Raw genomic sequence first — 15,503 nt, 5'->3', positions numbered from 1 at the left:
GCATGATAAAGCAAAGCTCCCGGATGAGCGGCAGAAATCGGCTTTCACCGAAACAAAGCCTTTTGTTGCAGGTCTCATAGGTAGATTTCGGGACCATGAATAGGTTCGGGCAAGGAGAGTTTCATGGCGCACATCGATCCGGAAGGCAGACGTTTACCTATCAAATTGGATACGGCGACAAACGGCGAATACCTGCCGATGCCGCTGTCGGAACCGGTGCATATGGCGAAGCGGCTGGCCCACGATCAAGTTTCCGAGGTTGCGCGACGGCTCGGCATAACCCGACGCGCATTTCTTAAATCGGTGTCCGGCGCCGCGGCGACGCTGCTGGCCATGAATCGGGCTTTCGCCGCCTCCGGTCGAACCGGAGGCCGTTACGAGATTGCTCCCGAAGCAGTCTACGAACCCGAGTTGGCCGAAGCGGCCTTGGGCGGAAAAGAGTTCATCTTCGACATTCAGGGACATCACGTTAACCCCAATGGCCAGTGGCGACGGCCGACCAATCGCTGGACTTATAGCCTCCGTTTCTTCCCGCAGGCCGATTGCGGCGATGGGGCCATAGAATGCTTCTCGGCGGAGCATTTCATCCGCGAAGTGTTTCTGGACAGCGATACGACCATGGCGGTGCTGTCCGCCGTTCCCGCGGCGCCCGGCGACGATCCTTTATCCACCGAGGAAGCCGCCGCCACCCGCGCCACGGTGGATGCCATGCAAGACTCTCATCGGCTGCTGATCCACGGCCTGGTCCGCCCCAACTTGCCGGGCGAGATCGATGCGATGTCGATGCAAAAGGAAAGATACGGTGTCGCCGCCTGGAAGACCTACACCCAATGGGGACCCTCGGGAAAAGGCTACTGGCTCGACGATCCCAACGTTGGGATTCCCTTCATCGAGAAGGCGCGGAGCCTGGGGGTAAAAGTCATCTGCATCCACAAAGGACTTCCCCTGTTCGGCCTCGACTACACCCACTCCACCTGCCGCGATATCGGCGTGGTGGCCAAACGCTTTCCGGACGTCGCTTTTATCGCGTACCACTCGGGCTATGAACCCAAACGGAAGGAAGGACCCTACGATCCCGCCAATGCCTCGGCCGGGGTGGACTCACTCGTCAAAACCATCCAGGACAACGGCATTCCGCCGAACAGCAACATCTACGCCGAGCTCGGCAGCACCTGGAAGCTGCTGATGCGCGACCCTGACCAAGCCGCCCATGTGCTCGGCAAGCTCTTCAAATATGTGGGTGAAAGCAACGTGCTGTGGGGCACCGATTCGATCTGGTACGGCAGTCCCCAAGACCAGATCCAGGCCTTCCGAGCGTTCCGGATCGCCGAAACCCTCCGGGAACGCCACGGCTATCCCGAGATTACCCCGGAATTACGGGCCAAGGTATTCGGCCTGAATGCCGCGAAACCCTACGGCGTTTCACCGGAAGAAATACGCAGGCGCACCGCTTCCGACCGGGTTGCGAACGTTAAGCGGGCGTATTCGGAAGACCCCGAACCCAGTTTCGCGACTTATGGGCCGAAAACGAGACGGGAGTTTTTCGAACTGCTTCGGCTTAGGGGCGGGCCGTTGTAGTCATGACATTCGGGACCACTATCTTGTCTCGCCCCGTCGGGGAATTTGCGTAAATCGCGTCTCTGGAGCGGGAATTTCACAACAAAACCATCAACACAATAATGATCAGAACGATGGCCACGACCCCGCTCGGGTAATACCCCCATCCGCTGCTATACGGCCACGTCGGCAGAAGGCCGATAATCAACAGGATCAAGACAACCAAAAGTATCGTTTCCATCGAAAGCCTCCTTACAAACGCATCCTTTAAACTCCAGGCGAATACCAAAGTTCGGGTTTATCTGCGTTATCGGCAAAACCACGGGCTTTGGGCTACCATGAGATTCTGACCTTCTTCTCGCCCCATGCTACCGCTTGTCCTACTTTTTTGCCCATGTGAATATCAATGCGCTTCTCCCATTTGTCGCCCATCTTGTCCAGCACGACGAATTCACCCACACCATGGACTTTGACCTTTGTTCCGCAATCGAGCCCCATCTCGAACAGATCGTGGGAAACGGCAATGACTTTATTGCCGGATTTGATGGGTTCGTTGCAGGCGCCGATGTGAGGCGTGCTGTCGGTTTGCGCGACGGTCGAATTGTAGGCGCTGGCGGTCACTGTCATTGAACAGGCTTGCACAGGTCCAACCAGCCATAAAGTTGCTGCAAGCAGGAAAGCTCCAAGCGGCTTGCACTTCGTGTCCATACTTACTACCTTCCCATGGATCTTTCAAATCCATCTCTCGGGTCATAATCCAGTAGACACTTGTTTTTGATCCGGGTTCGCCCCCTCTGGTAATGAAGATCGAAGTTGCCAGCCAAGGGCTATAGGGGTGGTTCGGCGTCGCGCCACTCCCCCGGTTTTAGATCGCCCAGCGTCCAGGACCCAACCGCCCAGCGAATCAAACGTAAGGTCGGAAATCCCACCGCAGCAGTCATGCGCCGCACCTGGCGATTGCGTCCTTCCCGTAGAACCAGCTCGATCCACGAGGTAGGGATAGCGGCACGATAGCGAATCGGCGGATCGCGCGGCCAAAGATCCGGCGGTTCCTCGATGACCCGCGCCTTGGCCGGCCGCGTCGGCCCGTCGTTCAACAGCACCCCGCGGCGCAACCGCTCCAAGGCCGCCTCGTCGGGAATGCCTTCCACCTGCGCCCAGTAGACCTTCGGCAACTTATGACGCGGATCGGCGATGCGAGCATGCAATCGGCCGTCGTCGGTCAGCAAGAGAAGTCCTTCGCTATCGCGATCCAGCCGGCCGGCGGGATAAACGTTCCGGAGCGGAATGAAATCGGCGAGAGTGGCGCGATCGTGGCTGCGATCGGTAAATTGCGACAACACATCAAAAGGCTTATTGAAAAGTATCAGGCGGGACACGGTCTTGGTTCGCCTCGGACGGCCCGGAATGGGTAGAATGGAAAACCGTAGAAACTACTATGCAAATCCTTCTGTGTCCAAACCGAAAACACCCCGAACTCCGGACCGCCCGCCCCGGCAAGTACGCCCCCCGAACCGCCCGCAACCGCAGCCGGAGAAATCGGCTGGCCACGCGCCCGAGCGTACGATCAGAATCGCCGGATTGCCCGCCGTCACGGCCCTGTTCAAGCGCGATCCCGACCGGGTTCTGCGGTTTTTTTACGACGAGCGCCTGGTGCCGCTGGTGGGAGACTTCTGCGCGCGCATGGCTCGGCTTCGTCGTCCCTACCGCATGGTGGACACCGAGGAACTGGCGCGTGTCGCCGGCACCGTGCTGCACGGCGGCATCGTCGCGGTTGCCGAGCCGCGGCCCATTCCACCCCTCGATCTCGCGGAAGCCCATCGTTGGGCTCAGAGCGGGCAGCCCCTATTCATCCTGGACGGCATCGGCAATTCTCACAACCTGGGCGCCATCGCCCGCACGCTGGCGTTTTTCGGATTTCAGAACCTGGTGATCTCCGATCATCCGGCCCAGGCCGGACTCTCCGAATCGGCTTATCGCGTGGCGGAGGGCGGACTCGAATACCTGCAAATCTATCGGGCGGTGTCTTTGCCCGGCGTACTGCGGAATCTCAGGCGCGACTATCGGATCGTGGGTACGGCCTTGGGGCACGGCGTTCCCCTGGAGACCCTGGCACAGGACTCTCGCCCCGTAGCTCTGGTTCTGGGCAACGAGGAAGAGGGGCTTCCCACCGCGACGCTCGCGGCCTGCGAAGCCGTCGTGACCCTACAGGGTTCCGGCCGAGTACAATCCCTCAACGTATCGGCGACCGCCGCGATTCTGGCCTACGGGTTGCGTCCACGCCCCGATGCCGCGCGGCCCGCACGTCGAATGAATCCGCCGCAGGGAAAACCGAGGGGCGGCAGTACCCCGAAAAATCGCCCTACGAAATGAGAGGAAACGGCTTTTCCGCTCCTTATGGCGCCATGCCGTGCCGGCCGACAGGCACGTCGGCGATTTCTGACTAAAATTCTTAGATCACTTTAAGATCTTCCCTCGCCTTGAATAATATCCCTTCCGATATGTCGGTCAGGCGCCGCTTGCTGAGCTATGGGCTGCTGGCCTTGCTCCTCGCGGCCGGCTACCTGGCTCTTCGCGGCCACCCCTGGACCGGCTCGGCGCATCTGCACACGGTCATGGAAGCGGTTGCGACACTGCTGGCGTTGATAATCGGGGCCCTGGCGCTGGTCCGTTACTACAGCCGCAAAAGCAATACCTTTCTCGTCATCGGCACCGGTTTCCTGGGTACCGGCCTCCTCGACGGCTACCATGCGCTGGTGACTTCCGAATGGCTGAGCCAGCGATTACCTTCGGAATTGGCGTCACTGATCCCGTGGAGCTGGATGGCCTCGCGTTTCTTTCTAGCCTCCGCCATGCTGTTGAGCTGGTGGGCTTGGCGCCGGGAAGCGAAGCTCGGCGAAGCCGGCCGATTGGATGAGCGATCCGTTTATTTGACGACTGCCACGGCCGCCCTGCTGAGCTTTCTTTTTTTCGCCTTCGTGCCGCTTCCGCCCGCCCATTACCAAGCTTCGTTGCCTAATCCGTTTCACCGTCCCCAGGAACTCGTTCCCGCCCTGCTTTTCCTGTTCGCTCTGGTCGGCTATTTGAAAAAAGGAGAATGGAAGAGCGACAGTTCCGAGCACTGGATGGTGCTGTCGCTGATCGTGAGTTTCGTATCCCAAGCCGTCTTCATGTCGTCTTCGAGCCAACTGTTCGATCTTGAATTCGACCTGGCCCATCTGCTCAAAAAGGCCAGCTACATTTGCGTGCTCACCGGTCTCATGATCAGCATGTCTTCCACTTACCGACGGGTGGAGAACGAGATCGAAACCCGCACGGCGGCGGAAGCGAAGGTCGAGCGATTGGCATTCTTCGACGAGCTCACCGGGCTGGAGAACCGCCGCTCTCTCCAGGCGCGGATCGATCAAGCATTGGCGGCCTCGAAAAGGCACGGCTGGTACGGGGCGCTGCTTTTCCTGGATCTCGACAACTTCAAAAACATCAACGACTCGCTGGGCTATTCGGCGGGAGACGCGCTGTTGCAGCAGGCGGCCAATCGTCTAGCCTCGCAGATTCGCAGCGAGGACACCGTAGCGCGGTACGGCGGCGACGAGTTCGTGATACTGCTTTCCGAGGTGGCGGACAAGCCGGAGAACGCCCGCGACAAGTGCTGGAAAATAGCGGAGAAGGTGCTCGCGTCACTGGGGGAACCCTATCGGCTCGGAGGTCATTCTTACCACGTGACGCCGAGCATAGGCATCGTCCTTTTTCCCGAGGCGACCGGAACGGGCGAAGATTTGCTCAAGCATGCGGATATGGCGATGTACCGGTCGAAGCACGAGGGCCGAAACGCCCTCCGGTTCTACGACCCACAAATGCACAAAAGCGCTCAGCGGAGGCTTGCTCTCGAAGAAGAACTCCGCAGCGCGATCGATCGGTTGGAACTGCGCCTCTATTTCCAACCGCAATTCGACCTCCAAACCGGCCGCCCCTCGGGCGCGGAAGTACTGATGCGCTGGCTGCACCCGGAACGGGGGGTGGTCGGCCCATCGGATCTCATTTCCCTCGCTGAAGCATCCGGCCTGATATTGCCCATCGGCGAATGGGTCATCGGGCAAGTGGCCATGTACCTGCGTCACTGGGAGCAAAAAGGCTTGCTCACCGACATCCGCACCGTGTCGGTCAATCTTAGCCCGGTGCAGTTCCGCGATCCGCACCTCGTAGACACCATCTTGCAGACGCTGACCCGACGGGGAGTCGATCCCTGCCTGATCACGTTTGAGCTGACCGAGAGCGCCGTAATGGAAGATGTCAAAAGCACACTAAAAAGAATGCGCGCACTGAAGGAGGCGGGTGTGCGCTTGTCCCTGGACGATTTCGGGACCGGATACTCCTCGCTGGCTTATCTCAAACAGCTGCCGCTCGACGAACTGAAAATCGACCGCTGCTTTATCCGCAGCATCGGGTACAACCAGCAAGATGCGGCCATCGTGGAGGCCATCGTCAACTTAGCCCAGCACCTCAATTTGGACGCGGTAGCCGAAGGCATCGAAACGGCCGACCAATTGGAGTTTTTACAGCGCATCGATTGTGGGTTCGGCCAGGGATATCATCTCAAGGAGCCTATCGACGCCGACGAGTTCGAGGCGTTTATCAGCCGGCAATCGGAGTCGTACGGCATACGCCACACCCGGATCGTGTAGCCGGACCATCCCGCCGCACGAGCTCCCGGCGGCGTAAAGTTTTGCAATCACCTCGACAAGCCGTCAAAATCGAATAGGAAATAAGCAGGAAGCCTTGATCCCTATGGACACGGAGGTTGCATAATGCCCGCTACGCGCCGCATCCATCTCATCAACCCCAGGGCGGACACATTCGCCACCCGGCCGATGCTCTTCGGCCGCGCACTGTACTCCCCGGTCGCGGGGCTATTGACCGTTGCGGCGCTCATCCCCGAGGACGAGTACGATATCGTCCTGACCGACGAAAACATCGAGCCGATCGATTTCGATCTGAAGATCGATATGGTCGGGATTTCGGCGATGACGTCGTACGTCAAACGCGGTTACGAAATCGCCGATACGTTTCGGCGCCGCGGCGTACCGGTGATCATGGGAGGGGTGCACGCGAGCTATATGCCCCACGAGGCCTTGCAGCATGCCGATGCAGTGGTGGTCGGCGAAGCCGAACTGGTTATGGCCAAGGTGCTCGACGATCTCAAGCGGGGACGGCTGAAAGGCATCTACAAGGCGGACCGTCTGCACTCGATGGAAGGACTTCCCCGCCCGCGCCAAGACCTCCTGAAAAGCAATCGCTACATCAACAAGGGGTTCATTCAAACCTCACGCGGCTGCCATCATGCCTGTATGTTCTGCGCCGAACCCACCATGTACGGGCTTCGCTTCCGCTACCGGCCCATCGAAGATCTCATCGCCGAAATCGAGGAAAGCGAGGAGAAGGTTATCCTGCTCAACGACGCCGATTTCTTCGGCACTCCGAAGCGGGCCATGGAAGTGATGAAGGCGTTCAAAGGACGCGGGCTCAAATGGCAGGCCGCCGTGAACAGCCGCGATGCGCACGATGAACGATTGTTGGAACTGGCGGCGGAGAGCGGCTGCTTCATGCTTTCGATCGGCTTCGAATCCGTCTCGCGGCAGACGCTCCGCAACGTGCACAAATGCCAAAACAATCCGGACGATTATCGGGCGCTGGTGGAGAAGCTCCACAAATACGGAATCATGGTTCTCGGACTCTTCATGCTTGGTTTCGACGGCGACGAACCTTCGGTCTTCGATGAAACCCTTCGTTTCAACATCGATTCCGGCTTCGACATGTGCGGTTATTCGCTCCTCACACCTTATCCCGGCACCATCACTTGGTTCCAGATGATGCGCGAAGGCCGAATCGTCTCTCACGATTGGGACAAGTACGACCAATCGCATATCGTCTACCGGCCGACCGGACTCACTCCCCAAGAACTTTACGAGGGCTATCTCAAAACCTACGACGGCTTTTACACCGTGCCTTCGATGATGCAGCGCTTTCCGTACTCGGACGCACGCAGCCGCTTCTATTGGACGATCTACAATCTCTTTTTCCGCAAAGGAGGTGTCGTCACGCGCGATCCCGCCGAACTGGTCGCCCGGCCCACGCCGGGACCTGAATATCCGGCGGTGCCACCGCTGATGCCGCAACGCGCCGTCTGGCGAAATCTGGTCCTTGAAGGCCTGGAAGGCACGAAAGCACCACCCGAAGCGAACGAGATTTCTGCAGCCTGAGCTGAACGAGTCTGCCCGGTCGGGCAAGCCGCAATTGAGAAATCGCATTTGAGCTACCGAAACGCAACTCGATAATGGCCCTCCGGGGCTTGTTCTTCCGATATTCGGTTTTCGTAAGGAGAGCAAAAGTGAAAAAACTACTGTTGTGCCTACTGCTAGTGGCAGGAACCGCAGGGGCAGCCGACGAACTCATGCAAAAGGCGCAGGCCCTGTTCAAACCTATTCCCACCGAACCGCCGCCCATCCGAAACACCGCCGTTACGCCGGAGAGGGTCGAGTTGGGCAAGATGCTTTACTTCGATCCGCGCCTTTCGAGGAGTTGGATGATCAGCTGCAATAGCTGCCACAACCTCGCGTTGGGCGGCGTCGATCTAGAGCAGACCTCGATCGGCCACGGATGGCAGAAAGGCCCCCGCAACGCACCCACTGTGCTGAATTCCGTGTTCAATGTCGCCCAGTTCTGGGACGGTCGGGCCGCAGACCTTCAGACGCAGGCCAAGGGTCCCTTGCAGGCGAGCGTGGAAATGAACAACACCCCCGAACGGCTCGAAAAAACCCTAACCACCATTCCCGGGTATGTCGACCGCTTCAAGAAAGCCTTCCCGAACGAGCCCAATCCAGTGAGTTTCGATAATTTGGCGAAAGCTATCGAAGCTTTTGAAGCGACCCTGATCACCCCGAATTCGCCGTTCGACCGCTATCTCAAAGGCGACGACAAAGCGCTTAACGAGGCGGAGAAGCAAGGCTTGGCAGTTTTCACGAACAAGGGCTGCTCGAATTGCCATAACGGGATCAACATGGGCGGCAACGGCTATTTTCCCTTCGGTGTCGTGGAAAAGCCCGGCGCGGAGATCCTGCCGCTGAAGGACAAAGGACGCTTCACCGTCACCAATACCGCGAGCGACGAGTACGTCTTCAAAGTGCCCTCCCTGCGGAATATCGTGTTAACCCCGCCCTATTTCCACTCCGGCCAGGTGTGGGATCTGAGGCAGGCCGTAGCCATCATGGGCACGGCCCAATTGGGCGCCAAGCTGACCGATCCGGAAATCGACTCGGTCGTCACCTTTTTGAGAACCTTGACCGGCGATCAACCCAAAATCGAATTGACCAGCCTGCCGCCTCACACGAAAGACACGCCCCTGCCGATCGTGGAAATTACCCCGGAGGGCACGGTGAAGCCTGAAGGAACGGTAAAGCATTAGCGGTGTAGGCCGGGATAAGCCTGTCCTGAGCGGAGTCGAAGGAGCGAGCCGTTCCCGGCGCTCATTTTGCCGGAAACGCTTCGCTTATTCCGGCCTACAACTACACGGACAATAGGTAAATCAGCGTTCCAAACCGGCGTAATACCGCGCGAGCTGTCTGATCTCCTCGTCGCTGAGCTGCTGCACGATCAGGCGCATGCGCTGGTAGATATCGTTGTGCCGCGCGCCGGATTTGTATGCCAACATCGTTTGTTCGAGATAGCTGGTTTTGTCACCGGCGAGAACCGGCGTGTCCATGGTTTGGCCTTGTCCGGCGGAACCGTGGCAGGAGGCGCAGGGTGCGACGATCCGCCTTCCGTCGCCCTGGCTGACGAGTTCGCGGATGGCGTCCGGAACCTCGCCCATCTTCTGTGCAGGGGCCGCGGGCTGGCGGCTGTACCACGCCGAGACGTCCGCCATGTCCTGATCCGACAAGCCGGCGGATATGCCCACCATGATCTCGTTCGAGCGGCTGCCGTCCTTGTAATCATGAAGTTGCTTGTAGAGATAGGTCGCCGATTGCCCTTGAAGATAAGGGTATTCGCTTTCGGCATTTTCAGGCGTGGCGGCATGACAGGCTTCGCAGGCTTGGGCGATTTCCTTACCCTTCTCGGCATTGCCGTTCTTAACGAACTTCAGGGTTTCCGGCGTCCACGCCACGTGCGTTGAAGGCTCCGCCACAACTTGACCGCTAACCGCCGCGAGCAACATCCATCCGAGCAGATAGGACTTTTTCATCTTAGTAACCCCACGCGACCGAGCCGAAGGTTTTAATAAGGAAAAATTGGGCGATGGGATAGCCGAAATTCGCCAGCATGAGCGCTGCTATCACGATATTCCACACGCTGAAGCCGTTCAACAGCGGATGCACCCGGGTCACCGGTTCCAGGTCTTCGACGTACTCGATCTCATAAGCCTGCACGGGTCCGGTTTCTTTCTGACGATGCGATTTCGCGAGGATGTAGACGAACAGCGCGGCCGAAGCCGTGAGCACCGTCCCCCCGACGACCATGGTCAGCACATAGGGATCCCAGGCAAATGTGAGAGGGCTGTTGTAGGTCACGGTCGAAATGCGGCGCGGCTGTCCGAGCAACCCGAGGATATGCCAGGCAGTCGTCAGAATGACGAACCCCCAAAACCACGACCACAGTTGTACGAGAACCATCTTGGATGAATAGAGCGGCTTGCCGGTCACAGACGGCCAAAGGTAATAAGCAATGGCCATGTACATGATGATGGTGGTCCCGCCAAAAATGAGATGGAAATGACCGGCCACCCAAGCCGTATTGTGGACCATGGCGTTCAGTGCATAACTGGCGTTGACGAGGCCGCCGAAACCGCCCAGGACCAGCATCGAAGCCGCCAGAATTCCAGCCAGCATCATAGGATTACGCCAAGGCAGCGTCCCGATCCAGCCGAACAAACCCGTACCGCCCTTGGCGCGGCCGCCCATTTCCACCGAGGCGGTCACCGTGAAGGCGGTAAGCAGAGTCGGCACGGCCACCAGAAAGGTGAGCACGCCGTGAGCCAGCTTGAAACCGGCCCCCTGTTCGGGGTCCATGTAGAGATGGTGAAAACCGATCGGCAGGCTCATCACCAACAGCATGACGAAGGCGATACGACCCAACTCATGGCTGAACAGCTTGCCGCCCGCCGCCTTGGGGACGAAGCTGTAAAGGGCGATGTAGGCCGGAATGAGCCAGAAATAAACGATCGGGTGGAGGGTCCAGGCGAAGAGCGTTCTGGCGAGCCCCACATCCACGGTCTGTTTGAGTCCCAAAGCCCAGGGAACGAGTTGGAACAAAACCTCCGCCGCCACGCCCGCGCTGGTCCAAAGCCACAGAATCGCATTGGCGGTGGTGGCGAACATCGGCAAGGGGACCGGCTCGCCCGGATGGGCTTTTTTCCACTGCCCGTGCATGACGATCATGATCACGCACCAGAACCAAGAGCCCACCACCAGCAGTGTCGCACCGATGTAAAACAGCGGATGGGCCTGTACCGGCGGATAAAAGGTGTAAAGCACGGACGCCCGGCCAAGCAGCAACGGGATCGCAGCCAATCCCGTCCCGACCGTGCTTGTCCAAAAGCCGATCCAGGCCCATTTCGGGTTCCATAACGGCGTTTTCAGGCTAGACACGGCCGTGACATAGCCGAACCCCATGATGAAAAAGGTCGTCAACACATAAGCCATCAACACGCCATGAGTGCTGACGGAAGCGAAGTACACGCCGGGCGACTGAATCGCCGGGATCAGCTCGCTGCGCTCCAGCACCTGGTAGAACCCAAAAACCGCTGCCAAACCGAAGGCGCCGAAAGCCACCCAAAAATGGCTCAGGGCGAGTTTTCTGACTTCGATATCCGCCATAGCTTATCTCCCGACTGGTTGCACGTTGGAGGCGGTGGGCCAGTTCTCCTTGGCCACCACCGTCACCTTGCTCCACATGTGATCGTGTCCGAGCCCGCAGTATTCGTTGCAGAGCATGGGATACTCGCCGGGCTTCGGAAATGTCGTGGTGACCTGCGAAACATAACCCGGCACGACCATGGTGGCCATATTGGTCATGGGGATATGAATGCCGTGCAGCACGTCGGCGCTGGCGATGCGAAAGGTGACCTGGGTTCCGGCGGGAATCTGAATCTGGCGAGGGTAAAACCCGTAGCGGGCGGCGACCAGGATCACTTTGATGGTTCCGTCCGGCTGGGTCCAAACGCCCAGTTTATCCTCGGCGAACTCCTCGCTGAGATGAAGGCTGGCGGAATCGATGGTTTCGATGTGGCCGGGCGGGTGGATATTCCGTGCGATGGCGGTATAGAAAATCGCGGCCAGCAAGATGCCGATGACCGCTAGAACCACATAGATCCATTTTTTTTCGAGCGGATGGATGTGCATGGCTTACCTCACTGGACGCCGCCGCGCGGCAGGAATACGCCGAAGTAAAGGAAGAGCCAGGCGATCACCATTCCGGTGACGATCAGGCAGAGCAGCGTCCAGGTACCGATCGGCGTGAATTTCGAGGGATCAAAACGTTCTTCTTCATTATTTCTTATATCCATGTCTATCCCCTTGACAGAATTAGCCGTGCGTCAACAAGCCGGAGTGTGCCCCGCCTGATTGCCAAAGGCAAGCTTTAATCCGTTACGATTTGCGGTAAAACAACAGATTCCGATGGCTGCGCGATAGCCTGTGGAGGGCGGAATAGGGTACTCCCGTATTCCGCCGCAATGGAGAGGCGGCTCATTCGGCGCATTACGCTAAAGCTAATGCGCCCTACGCGGGCTGGAGCGATGTGTTATACACGCCTCACCAATGGCGACGCCCCCTTGCTTGACGTGCCATTTTGTTGGCATGCGCATTAATCACATCCATCGCATCATCTTCATGAGTGCCGTCTATTTTGAAGATGGCGATGTAGTCGCCTGCTGGCTCATTCAAGTGCACGCTACCGAAGGGTGGATCGATGTAGTTTCCGCTCGACAAGGCAAGCTTATTCAAATGTTCACAATACTGCGAAACTTTGTCGTGATAGACCTTTAGATCTGATCTGGGAGGGCAGTTCGTAATGAATCCTCTTTCTTCTAAAAGATCATAGTGTTTTTGTAAGTTATCTAAGTTCATAAATCACCATGCTTGTACCTATAACGTGCCCGAGCTGAGGGCGGGGCGAAAGCTCCGCTGGCAGGCGTCCCACTTGAACGAATAGTTAGCCTTCATTTTCGGTTCTGAAGGTGAAACGGGTAGATGATTTCAGACGAAATAGGTCGAGAAGAAATTGTCGATCTTCGGGCCTACGGGAGAGCACATACGCATCCGACCTCCAGTCGCCAAGAATGACGAAGTGAACTCGGCTCACACAGAGGGCGGAAAAAGCGAAAAGAAGCCGCTCTTCATTTTGCTTTATGTCCGTGTATATCCAGACTCCCTGGAGCTGGTTATCAGGATTGGCTGCCACGAATTTCTGCTCGACGCTACGGAATAGAAGTGATGGATCATGGGTGGGTTCTTGAGAAGAACTATCTGCTGCCATCTCCTCCGCTTGTTGAATGAAATCGGTTGTTCTCCTTTTCACGTCCAGCAATACAATGCGATCCTCTTCGGGTCGGATAACCCAATCAATTGTGTGATTTCCTGCCCCGAACCCAGCCACTTCGAACTCCAGGGGGATGGCCGGATCGATTTTGTGTGGTGGGATCATCTCGACAAGCACTGCTTGATGTCTCTCCGGGTCAGCCAACCGAGCAAGGTAGTCGGTGCGCTTACCGTCAGCGAGACGGGTCTTAGCACAGTACAGCGCAGCGAAAAGCTTGGAAACGGGCACCCACATGTGGGTGCCCCAGACGTGACTCTTTTCGATGCTGTAGGGGACGCCGAACTCATAGCGCCACAAGCCAGTCATTTTGTCGAGAAAGCAGCCCGCATTGATAAGCCGTTCGGGAACGCCAGTAATCACAGAACCGAAAACTTCGCCGGACAAGCTATTCGCCGTTGCCTCAGCAAGCAGGCGGTTTTGCAGCGTGCTTTTCTCAGCTACGACGGCGGGGAAAATGTGGTCGATGAGCATGAAGGCTAGCTACAAATGGGCACTCCAAAAGGCGCAAAACTTTGCACCTCCGAGGTGTATAAAAAACTGTGATCCTAAAGCTGATGCGCTGCTTGAGACAACTAAAACCATTTTTGCACCCTAAATTCCAAATCGATTGCACCTTCGGTGCTCGGATAAGGAGGCCATATCTGGAACTATAAATCCGAGAACGCCGGGTTCCACGTTTTGGGCTCACGGAGAACCGCGGCGCCAGGCACTAATCCACTCGACCGCCGCCGTAGCCCGGATAATCCGTAATAAATCAAAATACAAGAATGGATTGAGGTACGAAACTCATCCTTTTACCATCGTTTCAATCACAAACGGTCGCGTCAACCGTGGCCTTTCCTAGGGGAAAATCGTGAGTATCCTGAAGAGGATTATCTTATTCCTGCTGAGCTTTTCGGCTTTAATGGTTTATGCCGACTGGAGCGCGGAAGACGAATACGCCTGCCGTAACAACGTGGCCGGAAAATTCAAGTATTACGCACTGGCTTTATCCTGGTCGCCGGAATTTTGCCGTTCGCATCCCGACCAATCAGACGAACGGCAATGTCGGGAAAACCGCCAATTCATCGTCCACGGGCTTTGGCCGCAATGCGAAAACGACTCCCCACGAAATTGCCGAAACGGCCGCCGAACCGATCCGGTCGATAACCCGAGAATTTACGCCTTCATGCCGTCGGACTATTTGATCCGTCACGAATGGCAAACGCACGGAACCTGCAGTGCGCTATCCCGCAACAATTATTTCGCTCTGACCGAAGCGCTTTACGGGAACCTGAATTTGCCCCGGCTCGCGGGTACTGTCGAAGCGGATGAGATCAAGTGGCTGTTTATGGAGAAAAATCCGGGGCTGGACGCCGACGAAATCGTGCTGTCCTGCGGTGCCAATGGGCAAAGAAGCAGCACCAAGACTTTGGATGAAGTCATGGTTTGCTTTGACCGGAACACCCACGCCTTTACCCGATGCGAGAATATCCGGGACACATGCCGAGCGCTAAAGACGGTTACGATCACCCAAGCGCAGTGAGTTCGGAGACAAGAACAGCGGCATACCGGGCTTTTCCCGTTCCAGCCGCCGTATCCGAGTCCGCTCTCGATCCGCGCTTACGGGAATGGCGGAATGGTCGGTTCGGTGCCTTCGCATTCCGCCTCGGGATGATGTTTTTTGATCAATTCTTCGATTTCCTCCACCCGATCTTTCGGGACGTCGACCATAACCAGCAACTCGCCCCGCTCCATGGCGTCTTCGTAATTCTTTAGCTGTCTATTGCCGATACTCGCGCCTATCATGCTCGACGACCAAGCGCCCACTCCCGCTCCCAGCAGCGAAATCGCCAGGACCGCTCCGCCGCCGAGAACCAATCCGGTCGGCAAGGCCACCGCGACCAGCCCGGCCAGCATGCCGGTCATTCCGCCAACGGCTATGCCTTGCTCCAGGGAGGGAATGAAGTCGGTCTTCTGCAGAAACGTCGCCTCCGGCAAATCTTCGAGCGGCACTCCCCGTTTCGCCAGAACATGGATATGCCGTTCATCCACCCGGGCGAGAAGCAGTTCGTCCACGATCTTCTTCGTGATCTCGATATCGGGCACCAAAAAATAAATTCTCTTCATAACCGTCTCCTAAACGTCATTTCCCGGCAGTTTCCCGTAGCTTCGGGATCGATCCGCTTCCCGATGTCGGCCGCTGGCGAGCGATATTTCCCGCCCACGGAAACAAGCTGCGACCAGCCGATCGGAACCATTCCTCTGGTCACGCTCGCCCAAACCCACGTGAAAAAGCCGGCTAGGACCGCCCCTTCGAAGCATTCAACACCGTCTGTTAGACAGCACTGTTGCGGGCGGGGTTCGTGGTCGCGCTT

Annotated in this window: 16 protein-coding genes; 6 read left to right on the top strand and 10 right to left on the bottom strand. The window is 57.5% G+C overall.

Going from position 1 to position 15,503, the window contains the following annotated elements; all coding sequences use genetic code 11:
• Nucleotides 1-123 precede the first annotated feature (123 nt).
• On the top strand, nt 124-1,578 hold the full coding sequence (locus VEB01_RS14875) for an amidohydrolase family protein (RefSeq protein WP_324876757.1): 1,455 nt from the start codon (nt 124-126) through the stop codon (nt 1,576-1,578).
• Between the two features lie 76 nt (nt 1,579-1,654).
• Here VEB01_RS14875 and VEB01_RS14870 read toward each other — a convergent pair whose 3' ends face one another.
• From VEB01_RS14870 to VEB01_RS14860, 3 genes are all read right to left on the bottom strand, one after another.
• Complete coding sequence (locus VEB01_RS14870; protein ID WP_324876755.1) at nt 1,655-1,798, bottom strand: DUF3309 family protein; 144 nt, start codon at nt 1,796-1,798, stop codon at nt 1,655-1,657.
• A 92-nt stretch (nt 1,799-1,890) separates the two neighbouring features.
• Entirely contained in the window at nt 1,891-2,265 is a 375-nt protein-coding gene (locus VEB01_RS14865; protein WP_324876754.1) for a 3D domain-containing protein, read from the bottom strand.
• A 119-nt stretch (nt 2,266-2,384) separates the two neighbouring features.
• Complete coding sequence (locus VEB01_RS14860) at nt 2,385-2,936, bottom strand: rRNA large subunit pseudouridine synthase E (protein WP_324876752.1); 552 nt, start codon at nt 2,934-2,936, stop codon at nt 2,385-2,387.
• 37 nt (nt 2,937-2,973) lie between these two features.
• Between VEB01_RS14860 and VEB01_RS14855 the strand changes: the two genes are divergently transcribed.
• The 4 genes from VEB01_RS14855 (at nt 2,974) to VEB01_RS14840 (ending at nt 9,016) form a co-directional block, all read left to right on the top strand.
• A complete protein-coding gene (locus VEB01_RS14855; protein ID WP_324876751.1) occupies nt 2,974-3,930 on the top strand; it encodes a TrmH family RNA methyltransferase in 957 nt (318 codons plus the stop codon).
• 107 nt (nt 3,931-4,037) lie between these two features.
• Complete coding sequence (locus tag VEB01_RS14850) at nt 4,038-6,239, top strand: putative bifunctional diguanylate cyclase/phosphodiesterase (protein WP_324876750.1); 2,202 nt, start codon at nt 4,038-4,040, stop codon at nt 6,237-6,239.
• 123 nt (nt 6,240-6,362) lie between these two features.
• A complete protein-coding gene (locus tag VEB01_RS14845) occupies nt 6,363-7,814 on the top strand; it encodes a B12-binding domain-containing radical SAM protein (protein WP_324876748.1) in 1,452 nt (483 codons plus the stop codon).
• Between the two features lie 128 nt (nt 7,815-7,942).
• Nucleotides 7,943-9,016: a cytochrome-c peroxidase gene (locus VEB01_RS14840; RefSeq protein ID WP_324876746.1), complete on the top strand. Its 1,074-nt coding sequence runs from the start codon at nt 7,943-7,945 to the stop codon at nt 9,014-9,016.
• Nucleotides 9,017-9,136: 120 nt separating this feature from the next.
• Here VEB01_RS14840 and VEB01_RS14835 read toward each other — a convergent pair whose 3' ends face one another.
• The 6 genes from VEB01_RS14835 to VEB01_RS14810 all read right to left on the bottom strand — a co-directional run bounded on the left by VEB01_RS14835 (nt 9,137) and on the right by VEB01_RS14810 (nt 13,617).
• Entirely contained in the window at nt 9,137-9,793 is a 657-nt protein-coding gene (locus VEB01_RS14835; protein WP_324876744.1) for a c-type cytochrome, read from the bottom strand.
• Nucleotide 9,794: 1 nt separating this feature from the next.
• A complete protein-coding gene (locus VEB01_RS14830; RefSeq protein ID WP_324876743.1) occupies nt 9,795-11,423 on the bottom strand; it encodes a b(o/a)3-type cytochrome-c oxidase subunit 1 in 1,629 nt (542 codons plus the stop codon).
• A gap of 3 nt (nt 11,424-11,426) precedes the next feature.
• Nucleotides 11,427-11,948, bottom strand: coding sequence for a cupredoxin domain-containing protein (locus VEB01_RS14825; RefSeq protein ID WP_324876741.1), 522 nt, complete (start codon nt 11,946-11,948; stop codon nt 11,427-11,429).
• A gap of 8 nt (nt 11,949-11,956) precedes the next feature.
• The gene (locus VEB01_RS14820; RefSeq protein WP_324876739.1) at nt 11,957-12,112 is read right to left on the bottom strand and encodes a hypothetical protein; all 156 of its coding nucleotides are present in this window, start codon (nt 12,110-12,112) and stop codon (nt 11,957-11,959) included.
• A gap of 247 nt (nt 12,113-12,359) precedes the next feature.
• Nucleotides 12,360-12,674, bottom strand: a complete 315-nt coding sequence (locus VEB01_RS14815) for a hypothetical protein (RefSeq protein WP_324876737.1) — start codon at nt 12,672-12,674, stop codon at nt 12,360-12,362.
• A gap of 85 nt (nt 12,675-12,759) precedes the next feature.
• Nucleotides 12,760-13,617, bottom strand: coding sequence for a hypothetical protein (locus tag VEB01_RS14810; RefSeq protein ID WP_324876735.1), 858 nt, complete (start codon nt 13,615-13,617; stop codon nt 12,760-12,762).
• A gap of 382 nt (nt 13,618-13,999) precedes the next feature.
• Here VEB01_RS14810 and VEB01_RS14805 point away from each other — a divergent pair, with 382 nt between their 5' ends.
• Nucleotides 14,000-14,671: a ribonuclease T2 family protein gene (locus tag VEB01_RS14805; protein ID WP_324876733.1), complete on the top strand. Its 672-nt coding sequence runs from the start codon at nt 14,000-14,002 to the stop codon at nt 14,669-14,671.
• A 77-nt stretch (nt 14,672-14,748) separates the two neighbouring features.
• Here the strand turns inward: VEB01_RS14805 and VEB01_RS14800 are convergent, their stop codons facing one another.
• Entirely contained in the window at nt 14,749-15,255 is a 507-nt protein-coding gene (locus VEB01_RS14800) for a DUF1269 domain-containing protein (RefSeq protein WP_324876731.1), read from the bottom strand.
• Nucleotides 15,256-15,503 lie beyond the last annotated feature (248 nt).

The organism is Methylocaldum sp. (assembly GCF_035627495.1).
Lineage (GTDB): Bacteria > Pseudomonadota > Gammaproteobacteria > Methylococcales > Methylococcaceae > Methylocaldum.
This window is presented reverse-complemented; position numbering and strand designations above follow the sequence as displayed.